Origin of the sequence: Pseudomonas sp. JAI120, from assembly GCF_014207255.1 — a bacterium.
GTDB lineage: Bacteria > Pseudomonadota > Gammaproteobacteria > Pseudomonadales > Pseudomonadaceae > Aquipseudomonas.
Window position 1 is genome coordinate 1,724,931 of sequence record NZ_JACHCZ010000001.1, and the last position, 16,761, is coordinate 1,741,691.

Sequence of the window (16,761 nt, forward strand, 5' to 3'; positions counted from 1 at the left end):
ATGTTCTATTTTTCTTTCATGTATATTTTTGTAACTGCTTCAAGCGCTATTAGAAGATTCCGGCGAATATAGATCCGTTTGTCTCCGTAGAAAACTGCGATATCATCGTCAAAATCGCTACCCAGCCTAACACCCATAATTTCAAATGCTGAAGGGAAGCGGCCAGCCACCACATTGAAAGTAAACTTATTATCTTCAATTAGATGCTCACCACTTCCTATGTGACAAGCTGCATTCCTACACTCTCTTATCAGGCTTGTAAGATCTTTAATCTTTCCATCCATCACAACATAATCAATTATATTGATTCGCTGCCCGTCCTTATCAGCCTTCTGCAAAACATCATTCAAATTAACAAGCAACGCAACAATAGCAGCTTCAAACAATGGACTTGAAGTATTTTCAGGTGAAAAAATCCCGCAATTAAAAATTTTATGACATTTTTCTATTGATGTTTGAATATCTGACTTTCTTAACCTCGCCGCATGTTCTTGCTCATTAAGCATAATGATAACCCCTTGATCCGGCTCCATGCCGGTCACCCGTAATACCCCATATCAACGAATCACGCCAGCCAGGCACTATCGCGCCATTGGCTCAGATAATGCGGCGATGTCCTTTCTGTAAGTCGCCAGATCAACTATCTGGCGCAAGCAAATTACGATTTCCAGCTTCTGCTCGTCGTCTGGAAGACCCAGCCACTTCAGCATCGTTAGCGCGTCTTCCTCGATTGCCGCGAGGGCATCGATATCGCTTTGCAGTCTCATATAGGCCTCCTGCCTGGTTGAGCTACGCAGTTACCAATAGCCCAGAAATCCACTTCACGCCAGCCGGCGAGGACCCCCTATGTCCGCACAACAGAAGAAACACCCCTTCGATTTCAAAACCCAATACGGACTCGGCTTCAACCCTCAGGACGATGAGATCGTTGTCGACTTCTTCTGTGGTGGCGGCGGCGCCGGTACCGGGCTTGAGATGGGCCTGGGCCGCGCGGTGAGCGTGGCGAAGAACCACAGCGCGCAAGCGATCAGCATGCACACCGTGAATCACCCCGGTGCGCAGCACTTCACCACCGACGTGTTCGAAGGTGATCCGGACACCGAATGTGGAGGCAAGGCCGTGGGCTGGTTCCACATGTCACCGGACTGCACTCACCACAGCCAGGCGGCCGGCGGCCAACCGCGCAAGCGCGAGATCCGCAACCTGTCGTGGATCGGGCTCAAGTGGGCTGGCATGAAGCGGCCCCGGGTGATCAGCCTGGAGAACGTGAAACAGATCCTGCAGTGGGGCCGACTGATCGCCAAGCGCGATAAGGCCACCGGCCGCGTGGTGAAGCTCGGCGGCGAAGTTGCTGCACCTGGCGAGGTTGTGCCGGTTGGCCAGCAGTTCCTGATTCCTGACCCGAAGCAGCGCGGCCGGACCTGGCGCCGCTTCGTGGCCCTGCTGGAAGGCATGGGCTATGTCGTTGAGTGGAAGGTGATCCGGGCGTGCGACTTCGGCGCGCCAACCAGCCGGGAACGGCTGTTCATGATCGCCCGATGCGACGGCCAGCCAATCGTGTGGCCAGAGCCGACCCATGCCAAACATCCCGGCAAAGGCCAGCAGAAGTGGAAAACCGCCGCTGACTGCATCGACTTCACCGACTTAGGCAAAAGCATCTTCGGCCGCAAGAAGGACCTGGCCCCGGCCACCCTGCGCCGCGTAGCCAAGGGCATGAAGAAGTTCGTCATCGATAGCGCGGCGCCGTTCATTGTGCCGATTGCCAATTGGTCCGGCGAGGCAGTTCAGTCAGCAGATGAACCGCTGCGCACAATCACCTCCTACCCAAAGGGCGGTGCCTTCTCGGTGGTCAGCCCAATCATCGCACCGGCAACGCACCAGGGCAGCGACCGCATCAACGACCCACTCGAACCGCTGCCGACAGTGACATGCGCGCACCGCGGCGAGCTGACGCTGATCAGCCCAACGCTGATTCAGTCGGGTTACGGCGAGCGCGCAGGGCAAGAGCCAAGGGTGCCGGGCCTTGATCAGCCACTCGGCACGGTTGTGGCAGGCGGCGTGAAGCACGCACTGGCTTCGGCCTGTATCGTCCAGGCCGGCCACGGCGAGGGATCCGGCGCAAACAAGCGCCGCTCCCACGGGGTGAATGACATCTGCGGCCCGGTGGGCACCGTCACTGCCAGCGGCGGCGGCCAATCAGTCAGCGCCGCGGTGATGATCCAGGCCAATGGAGGATTCAACACCACGCACGCCAAGGGCATGCACGAACCCATGACCACGGTGACCAACACCGGCAGCCAACAGCAACTGGCAGTCGCGAATCTGGTGCACCTGCGTGGCAACTGCGATGCACGTGACGTGAACGAACCGCTGCACACCGTCAGCGCCGGCGGCCAGCACCACGGGTTGGTCAGCGCGTTCATGGAGCGGGCCTTCGGCGGCAGTGTTGGCCAGGGCCTGGAAGATCCAGCGCCCACCATCACAGCCGGCGGCGGTGGCAAGAGTTCGCTGGTATCGCTGACCCTGTCGCCAGAGCATGAAGCGGGCGCCCTGCGCGTTGCAGCGTTCCTGATCAGCTACTACGGCACCGAGAACATCAGCGCTTGCGATGTGCCCGCGCCGACGATCACCACCAAGGACCGCCTGGCCATGGTCACCGTTATGGTCAAGGGCACCCCGTATGTGATCGTCGACATCTGCCTGAGGATGCTTAAACCGGCCGAGCTGTACAAGGCCCAGGGCTTCCCGGCCGACTACATCATCAGCCACGGCGCCGACGGCAAACCGTTCACCAAGACCCAACAGGTGCACATGTGCGGCAACAGCGTAAGCCCACCGCCGATGGCAGCGCTGGCACGGGCCAACGATCCATGGCGCATTGAGGAGCGACAGGCAGCGGCGGCGTAAATCAGAGCCATGGCACAGCCGCCATCCACTCGGCAAGGCGCAGCAAAATCCGGCTCAGCACCTCAATCAAGACTTGATACATAAGTTCAGCGAAGAGTTGTTTCATGCGGTGGCGCTCCGGCTTGGTTAATGAAGCCAGCATGCCGTCACGACTGTTTTTTTTGCAGGTTGGAAACCTTGTAGAAGCCCTTCCTACATGTAGCAACTCTCTCTCGCAACTACCCCCTTGACATCACTTCTGGTCGTGACGCGGCCATTGAGGACTTCCCATGCCTAAAAAACAGAAAATTCCTGTCGTATACGTGGCCGGTCCTTACCGCGCCGCAACCCGCGAACTCATCGCCGAAAACATCGCTGTGGCCAGGTCGGTCGCAGTCGCCACCGCCCGCCTCGGCTGGTTCCCGCTCTGCCCGCACACCAACACCGCGCACTTCGATGAAGACCTGCCGGGGCAAGACCGGTTCTTACTCGACGGCACCCTGGCTCTTATGGAGCGTTGTGACGCGGTAGTGCTGATCAATGGTTGGCGATACAGCGCTGGCACCCTGGGTGAGGTGCACCGGGCACGCGAGTTAGGCATGCCGATCTTCGCCTGCCTGGAAGATCTGCCGACTGCTGAAGAGTTTGCCGACATACAGCTCTAAAATCCCGATAGGAGTACATCCGTACTCCTCCAGCAAAACCTGTAACCCCTCCCCCTTCAAAGTCAGCCGCTATAGCGGCAAGGACGAAGTCATGCCTGAAGAAAAGATTACGTTCGTCAACAGCGAGCCAGCCAAGTGCGGCTGCAAGATGGCATTCAGCTCTGGCGGCGGGCACTACTCCGACGTGGTTTACGTTACTCCCTGCGAGGCGCACAGCGGCAGCAAGCCGTTCGGGCCGGTCGAGGTAAAGCGCGATGGGAATGGATGGTGGTGGCATCAAGGCATACCTGACTTCGGCGGCACCGAAGATCCCGCGCCATACCATGCGTGGCTCGCGGAAGAAGGCCTGCAATTGCGGGAGTGGAGCATGGAGCGTGATCTCGATGATCACCCCTACTTCGATGGAACAGTGGGCTGTGAGGGCTGTATAGGCTGGGATCCGCAGTCGCCAGGCCCTGAGTGGTTCCTGCTGGGGATTTTCGATACTGAAGAAGGACCGCACGTGCATTGGGCGCGCCGGGAGGTGACACCGTGAGCCAGATCAAAGAACGCCCCATCCTGTTCTCGGCGCCGCAGGTGAGCGCCATCCTGGAAGGCCGGAAGACGGTCACGCGACGGGCAGTCAAGGTTCAGCCGCATATCGATGCCAGTGGCAATTTCTGCGTAGGCAGCTCCAACTACGGCCAGGACGGTTACGGCAAGCCTGTGACCAAGCACTTCGTCAACGGCTGCTGCCCCTACGGCAAGCCAGGCGACCGGCTGTGGGTGCGCGAGACCTGGGCGCGCATCCGGGTAGCCCAGGCGCCTGACCAGGAGTGGGTTGTATACCGCGAGTGCGACAACCGCACGGACTACGGAGGCCCGTGGAAACCGGGCATCCACATGTTCCGCCGTGACAGCCGTATCCTGCTGGAGATCACCGACGTGCGCGTCGAGCGGTTGCAGGACATCAGCGAAGAGCAGGCGCTGGCCGAGGGCATCATTCCCCACGTTCGCGGTGGCTGGCACTGGCACCCGCACGACCCCGCCAACGTTGATGACTGGCATCAGTTCGGGTTCAAAACACCGGTCTGGGCCTTCCACGATCTCTGGGCTGGCATCAACGGGCAGGAAAACTGGGACGCCAACCCGTGGGTCTGGGTGGTCGAGTTCAAGCGGGTGACGCCATGAAGCTCACAGAGAAACAGCAGCTCGTTCTCCATGAGTTGCGCAAGATCGGCCGCAAAAACGCCCATCTCTATCGAGACAGCCAGCCGTACCTGCATCAGAAAGATTGCCAGAAGCTGGCACTTGGTGACCAGGCGTGCGTGTTCGGCATGGGCGGCCTTACCTACCAGGTTGGGCACCGCCTCGGCGTATCCGCCCCATCCGTACTGAGCATCTTCAAGGCCCTTCGCCGAAAAGGCCTGGTGATTCGCGAAGAGAGCTATCCGGATTATCAGCGTGCGCGCTACTGGTGGCCGGTAGGCCTGGCCGCCGAACTCCACGCTGAATTGCAGGCGGCTGAAAGGGTGACGCCATGATCGCCACCCTCTGGTTCGCATACGTCTTCATCTACCGAGGGCCCAGGCCATGAATGACCGCGAGCTCTTGGACCTGGCAGCCAAAGCGGTCGGCATTGAGCTTGAAGAGAATCGCCACTGCCCTTCCGGCGGGATATGGATCGTCGATAAAAAGTCAGGTCTGGATGTCGTTTGGTCCCCGCTGACCAATGACGGCGATGCAATGCGCCTTGCGACAAGCCTCCAGCTCAGCATCCTCTGGTTCACCAACCTGCAATACGTGATGGTCGAGCGACGCGGCTTCGGCGAGAACATCGGATGGACAGATGAGGCCGGACGAGGTGGCGCGCTCCGCCGGGCAATCACCGTCGTAGCAGCGCAAATCGGTTCCACACTTCCCTAACCACAATCCCCCTACATGCCTGCCGGTGAGCGGCGGGCGCGCACCTGGAATTCAATATGACCATCACCGCCCCGGTCATCCGGTACCACGGCGCCAAGTTCAGACTTGCGCCCTGGGTGTTGCAACACTTCCCGCCGCACACCTGTTACGTCGAGTCATTCGGCGGCGCCGCTGGCGTACTCATGCAAAAGCCTCGGACTTATGCCGAGGTTTACAACGACCTCGACGGCGACATCGTGAATCTGTTCCGGGTCTTGCAGGATCAGGACTCGCGATCGGGACTTGTCGAGCGCCTGGTATTCACGCCCTACTCCCGAGAAGAGTTCGAACTGTCCTGGGAGCCGAGCGCCGACCCGATCGAACGGGCACGCCGCACAATCATCAGGGCCCAGATGGGGTTCGGTTCCGCCGGCGCAACAAAGGGTGTCACCGGTTTTCGCATCGACACGAAGCGCCAGTACGGCACCGCCCAGTCGCTCTGGGCCTCCTACCCCGAGCAGCTTTCCGAGGTTGGCCAGCGGCTGAGCGGCGTGCTGATCGAAAACCGGCCCGCGATCGAGGTAATCAAGGCGCATGACGGGCCGCGGACATTGCACTACGTCGACCCGCCCTATGTACATGACACCAGGTACAAGGGCGCGTCGAGCGGTCGGTACTACAAACACGAGATGGATGACGCCGCACACCGCGAACTGCTCGGGGTTTTGCTCGAGCTAGAAGGAATGGTTGTGCTTTCAGGTTATCCCAGCGACTTGTACGCGGAGTTGCTTCCAGGATGGGCCAGCTACAGCACATCTGCCCGCATCAGCGCCGGTCGCGGCACCGCCAACCGTACCGAATGCATCTGGCTAAACCCTGCCTGCGTCGATCGAGTAAGTCAGATCGGACTGGATCTCGTTGAGAGAGCTTAACCCTAACCCACCTTCTGCCGCCCAGCGCGGCGCGGAGCATCACCATGGCAGCAGCAGAGCAAATACCTGTTGATTACCTGTCCGACAAGGTCGCGGAGAAGAACTTCGCGGAGATGGTCGGCACAACGCGCCGCGCGCTTCAGGGCAAGCGCCAGCGCAACATCATCCCCAAAGGGGTGTGGAACGAAATCGATGGTCAGATTTACTACAGCATCAGGAGATATGAGGCATGGCTAGAAAGCCTATGGGATTGCCCGCCGGAGTTGAATTCGCAGGCCAATCAGTCCGGATTCGCTTCACCTGGAAATTCCGGCGCTGCGAGACCCTCGCCTATTCCCAAACGCCAAAAGGCATTAAAGCGGCCGCAGATCTACGCGCTACAGTAATAAGCCTGATCAAGCACGGCGTGATGGACGACAAGCGTTACGCCGAGCTTTTCCCGAACTCGACATATTCCACCTACTCCGCGACCCCGCTGTTTGGCGAGTACGCCCAGACCTGGCTCGACAGTCGGGAAGTGGTCGGGGGCACCCGCAAAAACTACCGGATATCCCTCAACCTTTACTGGATGCCGCATCTTGCGCTGCTTCCTATCGATCAGATCACATCGGCAATGCTCCGGAAAATAGCCGGAGAGACACCGTGGAAGTCATCGACTGTAAAGCGCTCGGCGATCCAGCGGCTGCACACGATGTTCGAGTGCGCCGTGAACGATGAGCTGATCACCAGGAACCCGGTCGGTTCAATTGAGCTGCCGGTGAAAGCAAAGAAACCGGTGGACCCTTTCACAGTAGCAGAGGCGGATTTGATCATAGGGCACCTGTACGAGGTGCTGACCGGTTCAATGCGGGTTTACGCGGCCTACTTTGAGTTCGCGTTTTACACCGGCATGCGGCCAGGAGAGATAGCGGCGTTGCGCTGGGATGAGGTGGATACAGAGGGGCGTGTCGCCAACGTGTGCAGAATCGTGGCTGACTACAAGATCGAGGAGCGCACGAAAACCCGCGAAACGCGGCGAGTCATGCTGAATAGCAGGGCATTGAATGCCATTGAGTTGGCCAAGGATGTGGCCGAGTTGAGGGCAAAACAGAGCCGGCGCCAGCATAAACAATCGCCGTACGTTTTTCCGCCGACCAAGAACTTCGAATTCATTCAGCAGGCCAGCGTGACCGACAAGCACTTCAAGGCGGCCCTGGTCGCGCTGAAGATCAGGGCCAGACGGCAATACAACTGCCGCCACACTTACGCTACCATGTGCTTAATGGCAGGCATGAACCTTGGGTTCATCGCTAATCAGCTCGGTCACAGCGTGCAAATGCTGCTGACGACTTACGCCCGATGGATCAACTCCAGTGAAGACTGGAGTGAAGTCGGGAAGCTTGAGCAAAGCCTGATTGGTACAAAATTGGTACAGACAGAAACCGTACCCCTCTAGAACCCATACGGAATAACGCTCTGTGACATTGGAACAGAATTACACCGCGATCCTCGGCCAACTCGGCGAGGACGTTTCCCGCGAGGGCCTGCTCGACACGCCTAAGCGTGCCGCCAAGGCGATGCAGTACCTTTGCCGCGGCTATGAACAGACACTCGAAGAAGTCACCAACGGTGCCTTGTTCAGCTCCGACAACAGCGAAATGGTGCTGGTCAAGGACATCGAGTTGTACTCGTTGTGCGAACACCACCTGCTGCCGTTTATCGGCAAGGCGCATGTGGCGTATATCCCGAGCGGCAAAGTGCTGGGCCTGTCGAAGGTCGCGCGGATTGTCGACATGTATGCGCGCCGCCTGCAGATCCAGGAAAACCTCAGCCGCCAGATCGCCGACGCGGTGATGCAAGTGACCGGCGCCCTGGGCGTGGCCGTGGTGATCGAAGCCAAGCACATGTGCATGATGATGCGCGGTGTGGAGAAACAGAATTCGTCGATGATCACGTCGGTGATGCTGGGTGAGTTCCGCGAAAATGCGGCCACCCGCAGCGAATTCCTCAGCCTGATCAAGTAATAGGCTGCGTAGAAAAACACCGGCGTTCATCGCCGGTTTTTTTTCGCCTGCAGAATTAAGGTAAGCTGCGGCCCCTTCTTCATGGGCAAGAGGTTTCAGCCATGTTCGTCAAAGCACTTCGAGTGGGCCTCGGCCACGTCATCATCGCCGGCGACTTACTTACCCGTCCGCGCAAAAAGCAGCGCCCTGCCGAACAACAGGCGCAGGTGAACGCAGCGGCCAAGGACCTGACCCTGTATCAATTCCACGCCTGCCCGTTCTGCGTGAAGACCCGCCGCACCCTGCACCGCCTGAATGTGCCGGTGGCGCTGAAGGATGCGAAGAACAACGAGCAGGACCGCCAGACCCTGCTGGAGCAAGGCGGCAAGATCAAGGTGCCGTGCCTGCGCATCGAAGAGAATGGCCAGACCACCTGGATGTATGACTCCAAAGTGATCATCGATTACCTGGACAAGCGTTTCGCTGCGGTCTGACAGACCTGCTGAGATCCAATGTGGGAGGGAGCTTGCTCCCTCCCACATTCAGTTCGGTGTTGGCAAATCCAGGTCCAACTCAAGCAGCGCCGAGCCGAGGCACTTGCCATGGGCATCCAGCGCCAGCGAACGGGTTACGCCGCCGCGCAATATCCCCGGCAGTACGAAGTTCAGCGCTTGCACGTTGGGCAGTTCATAACGCCGTACCGGCGCAGCGCCAGGCTCCAGCAAGCCTGCAAAAAACTCGGCCACGCGCTCGGCCGTGAGCTGCTCACGCAGCAACGGATAATCCTCGACGCGATAGGCAATGATCGAGATGTTCGAGGTGTCGCCCTTATCGCCGGTACGGGAATGGGCCAGCGTGTGCAGTTTCATGCTTCGATCCTCGGGTTGACCGCGTCACGGGGCAGCAGCAACGACGCCACCGCCACCACCTGCCGTACGCTTTTACTCGCACCGCCGCCACCGGACGGGCCGTTGGTGTAAAGGGTTTCCACTTCGTTGCCGACCCGCACCGCTTCGCTGCGGTCTTCACAGCGGGCAGCCACGCGCAGGCGTACTTCCCAGGGCTCTACGCTGCTGCGTGGACCGTGCAGCGAGTCCATGCCGATCAGTTCGGCGCGTACGTCCTGCATCTTCACGCCCATCAGTTCCAAACGCTTGAGTACGACATCCCGCGCCAGCTGCGCCCGTGCGACCGCGCCGGGGCCGCCGTAGGACATCTGCCCTTCGCCAATCCAGCCATCCAGGTAACCGACGCTGACCTTCAACTGCTCCGGCCGTGCACGACCATCGGCACCTTGAGCACGCACCCGATCAATGCGCTCCTCGTCAAACCCCACCTGGGAAAAATCGGCCGTCACGTCAGGCGTCAAATACGCCGCAGGGTCATGCACTTCGTAGATCAGTTGTTCTGTGCAAGTGGCACGGCTGACCCGCCCACCGGAGCCTGCAACCTTGGTAATCACGGCCTCACCGGCAGCATCGATCTCGGCCAACGGGAAACCCAGGCGCGCAAGATCGTCCACGTCCTTGAAACCGGGATCGGCAAAATAACCACCGCTGACCTGCCCGGCACACTCCAGCAAATGCCCGACCAACGTGCCGCGCCCCAGGCGCTGCCAGTCGTCCGGCGCCCAGCCGAACTCAAACATCTGCGGGGCGAGGAACAGCGACGGGTCGGCCACACGCCCGGTGATCACCACATCAGCGTCGGCGCGCAAGGCGTCAAGAATGCCGTCGACGCCCAGGTAGGCATTCGCGGAAATCAGGCGCTTGCCGAGTGACCCCACGGTCTGGCCGTTATCCAGCAATTGCTCGGGCCGCAAGACCGCCAACACATCATCGCCCACCACGGCCACGACCTTGAGGGGCAGGCCCAGCTCCGTGGCGATACGGCGCACCTCAACGGCGGCCGACACCGGGTTGGCCGCGCCCATATTGGTGATCACCCGCAGGCGGCGGCGCCCTTCATGGCGGCCGACGTAAGGCAACACACGCTGCATGCGCTCACTGAGCAGCGGGTCATAACCACCCTGTGGGTCGCTGATTCGCGCCTGCTGCGCCAGGGCGATAGTGCGTTCGGCCAGGCACTCGAACACCAGGTAATCCAGGTCGCCCCGCTCGGCCAATTCCACGGCAGGTTCGATACGGTCACCGGAATAGCCGGCGCCGGAACCGATGCGCAAGGTTTTCATCTCAAATCACTCCCAGGAGCAACGCGGTCAGGGTCATCAACACCGACGCGGCAAACAGAAAAGGGATGGTGAAGCGCTGGTGATCGGCCAATTCGATCTTGCACAGGCCCACCAACAGGAAGGTCGCCGGGGTCAGCGGGCTGACCGGGAAACCGGTGGTGTGTACACCCAGCAACGAGGCCTGGGCCACTTGCAGTGGGTCGACGCCCAGCGCCTTGCCGACTTCGGCGATCACCGGCATTACGCCGAAATAGTAAGAGTCGGGGTCGAACAGCATACTCAGCGGCATGGACAGGAAGCCCACCACCGCTGGGATCAGCTTGCCGTGGCCGGCCGGAATCTGCGCTACCGCCACTTCAGCGATGGCCTTGAGCATGCCCGTGCCTTGCATGATGCCAGTGAACACCCCAGCGGCGAGCAGGATACTGGCCATGGTCAGGGCGGTTTTCGCATGGGCATCGATGCGTGCGCGCTGGGCGTCCACGTTCGGGTAGTTGATGCACAGCGCTACCACGGTGCCAAGCATGAACATCACCACCGGGTCGACCCAGCCGGCGATCATCACCACCATGACCAGCACGGTCAGGATCAGGTTGACCCAGAACAGGCGTGGGCGGCGCAGCTTGATGTCGTCGTCGCTGAGCACCCGTTGCGGCACGGCATCCACGCTGGAGCCGGCGCCCAGGCCCAGGCGTTTTTCTTCACGCCGGCCGAGCCACCACGCGCAGGCAAAGACGAAGATCAGGCCGACGATCTGCACCGGGATCAGCGGCTGGAACAGGTCCGCCACCGGTACGTGCAAGGCCGCCGAAGAGCGCAGCACCGGGCCGGTCCACGGTAGGAAGTTGACCCCGGCCGCCATCGCGCAGACACAGGCGAGGATGCGTTTGTCGATGCCCAGCCGCGTATACAACGGCAGCATCGCCGGCACCGTCACCAGAAAGGTCACCGCGCCAGAACCGTCCAGGTGCACCAGCAGGGCGAGGGTCGCGGTACCGACGACAATCCGTGTAGGACGCGTCCCTACCGTGCGCAGGATGCGATCAATGATGGGGTCGAGCATCCCGGCATCGGTCATGATCCCGAAAAACAGGATCGCGAACACAAACATGCCCACCACAGGGGCCACGTTCTTGATGCCGGTAATGATGAAGGCACTGGTTTGCAGGCCGAACCCACCGAGCAGCGCGGCGATGATCGGCAAGGCGATCAGGGCCACCAGTGGCGAGAGGCGTTTGCTCATGACGGCAGCGAGCAGGCACAGGATGGTAATGACACCCAGGGTAGCGAGCATGGGTTACTCCAGAGCGGCCTTGGTGGCCGGTTATTGTTTTCCCTGGAGTATTGGAAGCGCGTTAGTCTTTGTAAATTGGAATGTTCAGCCAGTCATATTCGTAAAAACAAAACGCTCGAGAAAAACAACAATGAAAAATTCGATCCAGCATATTCAAGCGTTCCTTGCGGTGGCCCGTACCGGCAGCTTTACCAAGGCCGCCCATGAGCTGCATCTTTCGCCTTCGGCACTCACCGTGCAGGTGCAACAACTCGAAGACTGGCTCGGCGTCGCCCTGCTCGACCGCAGCCCCCGGCATGTGAGCATCACCGCTGCCGGCCAGGACGCGCGCGGGCCGATGGAAAAGCTGCTGCTGGACCTGGACAACATCGTCACCGGCTCCCGCGACCTCGCGGCCTTGCGCCGTGGCGTGGTCACCCTCGCGGCCCTGCCTTCGGTCTGCGCCGGCGCCCTGCCCCCGGCCCTGCGACGGTTTCGCGAGCGTTTTGCCGGGATCGAGGTGCGTTTGCAGGACCTGGTGGCCCACCGTATTCATGCCCAGGTGCGCGCAGGCGAAGTGGATTTTGGTATTGGCGTACGGGCGCGGCTAAGCCATGGCCTGGAGTTCGTGCCGGTGCTGAATGATCGGCTGTGTGCATTTGTGCCGCTGGATCACCCCCTCGCCCATCATCGCCAATTGACCCTGGAGCAACTGGCGGACCAACCGATCATCCTCACCGGCCGCGACAGCAGCGTGCGCGAGCAGGTGGACGCGTTGTTTGACGAAACGCGGCTGACGATGAATGCCGGGATGGAGGCCAACTACATGTCGACGGTGCTGGCGTTGGTGCGCCAGGGCCTGGGGATCAGTGTGCTGCCGGAGTCGGCGGCGGACAGCCTGGCGGGGTTGAAGCGCATCGACATTGACCATCCTGGGGTGAACCGGGAGATCGGGTTGATCAGTCGCAGCGGCATGGGCCTGAGCCCGGCTGCGCAGCGCTGTTTTGACCTGCTGAATGATGAATTATCTGACACGACATCGAGCTGAATGTGGGAGGGGGCAAGTCGAATCGTCGCACCGCCCTCCCACATTTTCTGACCGCGGTGATCAGTCGAGCATCGCCACATGCTTGGGATGGCTGGCCACGCGCTTCAACCACGCCTGCACCGCGGGGTAAGGCGCCAGGTCAAAACCCCCTTCATGGGCCACATGGGTGTAGGCATACAGCGCAATATCGGCAATCGAATACTGGTCGCCCACCAGGTAAGGCGTGGCCTGCAACTGACGCTCCATCACCCGCAAGGCCTTGTAACCGCCCTTGTGGGTGGTCTTGTATTCCTCCAGGCGATCTTCCGGCATGTTCAGGTAAAACTGGATAAACCGCGCCACTGCAATGTACGGCTCGTGGCTGTACTGCTCGAAGAACTGCCATTGCAGCACTTGGGTGCGCAGGCGCGGCTCGGTAGGCAGGAACTCGCTGCCATCGGCAAGGAAGTTGAGGATCGCGTTGGACTCCCACAGGCAGGTGCCGTCTTCCAGTTCCAGCACCGGGATCTTACCGTTGGGGTTCTTGGCCAGGAACTCAGGGGTCTCGGTATCGCCGTTGAGGATGTCGATATCCACCCATTGATACGGGATGCCCAGCAGGTTGAGCATCAATTTGACCTTGTAGCAGTTGCCCGACTTGTAATCGCCATAAACCTTGTACATGGGGCTCCCCTTATGCCGCTTGCGCGTGCTGTGCTTGACGGACCACTGCGGCCAGGCGTTTGAGCCCTTCGTCCAGGCGGGCCGGGTCGATGTGGCTGAAGTTGAGTCGCAGTGAGCCTAAATGCTGGTCCGGCTCGGAAAAGAACGGTTCACCGGGCATGAACGCGACGTCCTGATCGAGCGCAGGAGCCAACAAGGTGCGGGTATCGAGCGGCTGTTTCAAGGTCAGCCAGAAGAATAATCCACCCTGGGGCACTTGCCAGTCGGCCAGATCGGCGAAGTGACGCGCCAGCGCAACCTGGAATGCATCGCGGCGCTCGCGGTAGAAACTGCGCAGTTCCACCAAGTGCTGCTGGTATTTCTGCGTGCCAATCCACTGCATGGCCTGCCACTGGCCGACGCGATTGGTGTGCAGGTCCGCCGACTGCTTGAGCTTGAGCAAGTGCGGGAACAGGTCGGGGCTGGCGATCAGGTAGCCCACGCGCAGGCCGGGCAGCAGGGTCTTGGAGACCGTGCCGGTGTAGATCCAGCTGGCTTTTTTCAAGCGGCCGACGATGGGCTGCGCACTGCCGCCGTCGAAGGTCAGCTCGCGATAGGGTTCGTCTTCGATCAGGGTCACGCCGAACTCGTCGAGCAAGGCGGCGACGGCCTCGCGCTTGGCTTCGCTGTAGCGCACGGCCGAGGGGTTCTGGAAGGTCGGGATCAGATAGACGAACGCCGGGCGATGGCGCTCGAGGTTGGCGCGCAGGCTGGTCAGGTTGGGGCCATCGGCTTCCAGTTGCACGGTGAGACAGTCGGCGCCGAACAGCTGGAAGATCTGCAACGCAGCGAGGTAAGTCGGGCCTTCCAGCAGGATCTTGGTGCCCTTGTCGATATACAGCTTGGCCGCCAGGTCCAGGGTTTGCTGGGAACCGCTGACCACCAGCACCTGGCTGGCCTGGCACGGCACACCCAACGCACGCGCCTCGGCGGCGAGCAGTTCGCGCAACTGCGGCTCACCTTCGCTCATGCCGTATTGGCCGATATTCAGCGGCATATCATCCCAGTCCAGCGCCGGCAGCATGGCTTCGGCCGGCAGGCCACCGGCAAACGACATCACTTCCGGGCGCTGGGCGGCCGCGAGGATTTCACGGATCAAGGAGCTTTTGAGGCGCGTAACACGTTCAGAGAAGGCCATAAGGTCACCGCTAGCGAAGCCTGTGGGAAATACGTCAAACTGGTTGACCGAAATTACGTCAGCTTGAGTGGATACGTCAACATGCTTGACCTTAAAAACCAAAACAGCCAGCAACAAGCCATGGAAGCGTTCTTCTTCGGTTACCAGGCGTTCACTGCCAAGGCCGATGAAATGCTCGAGCGCCGTGGGCTGAGCCGGGTGCACCAGCGCATCGTGTTTTTTATCGCGCGCTACCCGGCGTTGAGCGTCAAGGAACTGCTGGAATTGCTCGGTGTGAGCAAGCAGGCGCTGAACATGCCGCTACGCCAATTGCAGGAAATGCACCTGGTGGACAGCGTTGCGTCGGAGACCGACAAGCGCAAACGCCTGCTGGAATTGACCGAGGAAGGCCTGCGTTTCGAGCAGTCGCTGCGCCGTGAACAGGTGAAGTTGTTGCGGCGCGCCTTCGCCGAAGCTGGGGAAGAAGCGGTGACGGGCTGGCTGGCGGTGAATCAGGCACTTGCAGGCCAGCCTTGATCCCGGTGGCGAGTGAGCGTTGCCTTTCATCCTTTTCACACAGAAAATAGAAAACATTATTTGCTTTCTTTGTATACAAAAGCATAATTCGCTTCGTGCGAGTTCCTGACCTATCAGTCAACAAAACCCGCCGGTACCTCACAGCGCACCGCGCTGGACATAACAATAAAATGCTTGAGGAGTACTCGCTGTGGATAGCCGCAAATCCGAAGCCCCGACGCTGGACCTTGCCCCCTCACAGAACGGCTTGCTGGAACGCCTGTTCAAACTGCGCTTGCATGGCACCACAGTGAAGACCGAGCTGATCGCCGGCCTCACCACCTTCATCACCATGGCCTACATCATCTTCGTCAACCCCAATATCATGGCCGACGCCGGCATCGATCACGGCGCTGCGTTCGTCGCCACCTGCATCGCCGCCGCGCTGGGGTGCCTTTTGATGGGCCTGTACGCCAACTGGCCGGTGGGCCTGGCGCCGGGCATGGGGCTGAATGCGTTTTTCACCTACACCGTGGTCGGCACCATGGGCTACCACTGGGAAACCGCGCTGGGTGCGGTGTTTATTTCCGGGGTGCTGTTCATGGGCCTGACGCTCTCCCGGGTGCGCGAATGGCTGCTCAACAGCATTCCGGTGAGCCTGCGCCACGCCATGGGCGCCGGCGTCGGGTTGTTCCTCGGGGTGATCGGCCTGAAAACCGCTGGCATTATCGTCGACAGCCCGGCCACGCTGATCAAGCTCGGTTCGCTGCACGAGCCGGCGCCGCTGCTGGCGGCGGTGTGTTTCCTGCTGATCGCGATCCTCAGCTACCACCGGGTGTTCGGCGCGATCCTCATCAGCATCATCGCCGTGACCCTGGCCGGCTGGGGTCTCGACCTGGTGCACTACAACGGCATTCTCTCCACGCCACCGAGCCTGGCGCCGACCTGGATGGCCATGGACATAAAAGGTGTATTCAATGTCAGCATGATCAGCGTTGTATTTGCCTTCCTGTTTGTGCACATGTTTGATACTGCGGGTACACTGATGGGCGTTGCGCAACGCGCCGGGTTGGTCAACGCCGACGGCAAGATCGATAACCTGTCCCGCGCCCTGAAGGCCGACAGCGCTTCGAGTGTGTTCGGCGCCATGGTGGGTGTGCCGCCGGTGACCAGCTACGTGGAAAGCGCTGCCGGAGTTGCCGCCGGGGGCCGTACCGGGTTGACGGCGGTAACGGTCGGCGTGTTGTTTGTAGCGGCGATGTTTTTCGCGCCGCTGGCGGGGATGATTCCGGCCTATGCCACCGCAGGCGCGCTGATCTACGTGGCGATGCTGATGATGGCGAGCATGGCCCACATCAATTGGGATGAGGCCACCGACAGCATCCCGGCCATCGTGACCGCGATCATGATGCCCCTGACCTTCTCGGTCGCCGACGGTATCGCCCTGGGCTTTATCACCTATGTGGCGCTCAAGGCCGGTACCGGCAAGTACCGCGAGATTTCCGTAAGCCTGTGGGTGTTGTGCGCGATCTTTATCGCCAAGTTCGTCTTTCTATAGAAAAGGA

At 60.4% G+C, this 16,761-nt stretch carries 21 protein-coding genes; 14 read left to right on the forward strand and 7 right to left on the reverse strand.

Annotation, left to right across the window (positions count from 1 at the left end):
- Nucleotides 1-5: 5 nt before the first annotated feature.
- A complete protein-coding gene (locus tag HDC32_RS08160) occupies nt 6-533 on the reverse strand; it encodes a hypothetical protein (protein ID WP_184743458.1) in 528 nt (175 codons plus the stop codon).
- 48 nt (nt 534-581) lie between these two features.
- Nucleotides 582-767: a hypothetical protein gene (locus tag HDC32_RS08165; RefSeq protein ID WP_184743461.1), complete on the reverse strand. Its 186-nt coding sequence runs from the start codon at nt 765-767 to the stop codon at nt 582-584.
- 79 nt (nt 768-846) lie between these two features.
- On the opposite strand from HDC32_RS08165, the gene HDC32_RS08170 reads away from it, so the two are divergent.
- The 11 genes from HDC32_RS08170 (at nt 847) to HDC32_RS08215 (ending at nt 8,843) form a co-directional block, all read left to right on the forward strand.
- The gene (locus HDC32_RS08170; RefSeq protein ID WP_184743464.1) at nt 847-2,907 is read left to right on the forward strand and encodes a DNA cytosine methyltransferase; all 2,061 of its coding nucleotides are present in this window, start codon (nt 847-849) and stop codon (nt 2,905-2,907) included.
- Nucleotides 2,908-3,176: 269 nt separating this feature from the next.
- Nucleotides 3,177-3,551, forward strand: a complete 375-nt coding sequence (locus tag HDC32_RS08175) for a DUF1937 family protein (protein ID WP_184743467.1) — start codon at nt 3,177-3,179, stop codon at nt 3,549-3,551.
- A gap of 91 nt (nt 3,552-3,642) precedes the next feature.
- Nucleotides 3,643-4,086, forward strand: a complete 444-nt coding sequence (locus tag HDC32_RS08180) for a hypothetical protein (RefSeq protein ID WP_260403585.1) — start codon at nt 3,643-3,645, stop codon at nt 4,084-4,086.
- Nucleotides 4,083-4,721: a hypothetical protein gene (locus HDC32_RS08185; RefSeq protein ID WP_184743469.1), complete on the forward strand. Its 639-nt coding sequence runs from the start codon at nt 4,083-4,085 to the stop codon at nt 4,719-4,721. Before HDC32_RS08180 ends, HDC32_RS08185 begins: the two co-directional genes overlap by 4 nt.
- Nucleotides 4,718-5,074 carry a hypothetical protein gene (locus HDC32_RS08190; protein WP_184743472.1) on the forward strand — a complete coding sequence of 119 codons (357 nt, stop codon included), beginning with the start codon at nt 4,718-4,720 and terminating at the stop codon, nt 5,072-5,074. The genes HDC32_RS08185 and HDC32_RS08190 overlap by 4 nt, the downstream gene beginning before the upstream one ends.
- A gap of 49 nt (nt 5,075-5,123) precedes the next feature.
- Nucleotides 5,124-5,456 (forward strand): hypothetical protein, encoded by a 333-nt coding sequence (locus HDC32_RS08195; RefSeq protein WP_184743475.1) that lies wholly within the window; start codon nt 5,124-5,126, stop codon nt 5,454-5,456.
- A 56-nt stretch (nt 5,457-5,512) separates the two neighbouring features.
- Nucleotides 5,513-6,367, forward strand: a complete 855-nt coding sequence (locus HDC32_RS08200) for a DNA adenine methylase (protein WP_184743478.1) — start codon at nt 5,513-5,515, stop codon at nt 6,365-6,367.
- A gap of 44 nt (nt 6,368-6,411) precedes the next feature.
- Nucleotides 6,412-6,753, forward strand: coding sequence for a hypothetical protein (locus HDC32_RS32220; protein WP_311771957.1), 342 nt, complete (start codon nt 6,412-6,414; stop codon nt 6,751-6,753).
- The gene (locus tag HDC32_RS08205) at nt 6,657-7,802 is read left to right on the forward strand and encodes a tyrosine-type recombinase/integrase (protein WP_311771962.1); all 1,146 of its coding nucleotides are present in this window, start codon (nt 6,657-6,659) and stop codon (nt 7,800-7,802) included. The genes HDC32_RS32220 and HDC32_RS08205 overlap by 97 nt, the downstream gene beginning before the upstream one ends.
- Nucleotides 7,803-7,824: 22 nt before the next feature.
- Entirely contained in the window at nt 7,825-8,370 is a 546-nt protein-coding gene (folE, locus tag HDC32_RS08210) for a GTP cyclohydrolase I FolE (RefSeq protein ID WP_019826593.1), read from the forward strand.
- Between the two features lie 101 nt (nt 8,371-8,471).
- The gene (locus tag HDC32_RS08215) at nt 8,472-8,843 is read left to right on the forward strand and encodes a glutathione S-transferase N-terminal domain-containing protein (RefSeq protein WP_065926614.1); all 372 of its coding nucleotides are present in this window, start codon (nt 8,472-8,474) and stop codon (nt 8,841-8,843) included.
- Between the two features lie 48 nt (nt 8,844-8,891).
- Here HDC32_RS08215 and HDC32_RS08220 read toward each other — a convergent pair whose 3' ends face one another.
- The 3 genes from HDC32_RS08220 to HDC32_RS08230 are packed head-to-tail and all read right to left on the reverse strand — an operon-like array spanning nt 8,892 to nt 11,834.
- A complete protein-coding gene (locus tag HDC32_RS08220; protein WP_131700372.1) occupies nt 8,892-9,218 on the reverse strand; it encodes a hypothetical protein in 327 nt (108 codons plus the stop codon).
- Complete coding sequence (locus HDC32_RS08225; protein WP_184743484.1) at nt 9,215-10,540, reverse strand: acyclic terpene utilization AtuA family protein; 1,326 nt, start codon at nt 10,538-10,540, stop codon at nt 9,215-9,217. The genes HDC32_RS08220 and HDC32_RS08225 overlap by 4 nt, the downstream gene beginning before the upstream one ends.
- Nucleotide 10,541: 1 nt before the next feature.
- Nucleotides 10,542-11,834 (reverse strand): CitMHS family transporter, encoded by a 1,293-nt coding sequence (locus HDC32_RS08230; protein WP_065948608.1) that lies wholly within the window; start codon nt 11,832-11,834, stop codon nt 10,542-10,544.
- Nucleotides 11,835-11,964: 130 nt separating this feature from the next.
- On the opposite strand from HDC32_RS08230, the gene HDC32_RS08235 reads away from it, so the two are divergent.
- The gene (locus HDC32_RS08235) at nt 11,965-12,861 is read left to right on the forward strand and encodes a LysR family transcriptional regulator (protein ID WP_131700369.1); all 897 of its coding nucleotides are present in this window, start codon (nt 11,965-11,967) and stop codon (nt 12,859-12,861) included.
- Nucleotides 12,862-12,921: 60 nt separating this feature from the next.
- Here the strand turns inward: HDC32_RS08235 and HDC32_RS08240 are convergent, their stop codons facing one another.
- On the reverse strand, nt 12,922-13,524 hold the full coding sequence (locus HDC32_RS08240) for a glutathione S-transferase family protein (protein WP_131700368.1): 603 nt from the start codon (nt 13,522-13,524) through the stop codon (nt 12,922-12,924).
- Nucleotides 13,525-13,534: 10 nt separating this feature from the next.
- Nucleotides 13,535-14,701, reverse strand: coding sequence for a PLP-dependent aminotransferase family protein (locus HDC32_RS08245; RefSeq protein ID WP_184743487.1), 1,167 nt, complete (start codon nt 14,699-14,701; stop codon nt 13,535-13,537).
- 81 nt (nt 14,702-14,782) lie between these two features.
- On the opposite strand from HDC32_RS08245, the gene HDC32_RS08250 reads away from it, so the two are divergent.
- Together HDC32_RS08250 and HDC32_RS08255 are read left to right on the forward strand one after the other, a co-directional pair.
- Nucleotides 14,783-15,217: a MarR family winged helix-turn-helix transcriptional regulator gene (locus HDC32_RS08250; protein ID WP_145336495.1), complete on the forward strand. Its 435-nt coding sequence runs from the start codon at nt 14,783-14,785 to the stop codon at nt 15,215-15,217.
- A 190-nt stretch (nt 15,218-15,407) separates the two neighbouring features.
- Nucleotides 15,408-16,754, forward strand: coding sequence for an NCS2 family permease (locus HDC32_RS08255; protein ID WP_184743489.1), 1,347 nt, complete (start codon nt 15,408-15,410; stop codon nt 16,752-16,754).
- Nucleotides 16,755-16,761: the final 7 nt, after the last annotated feature.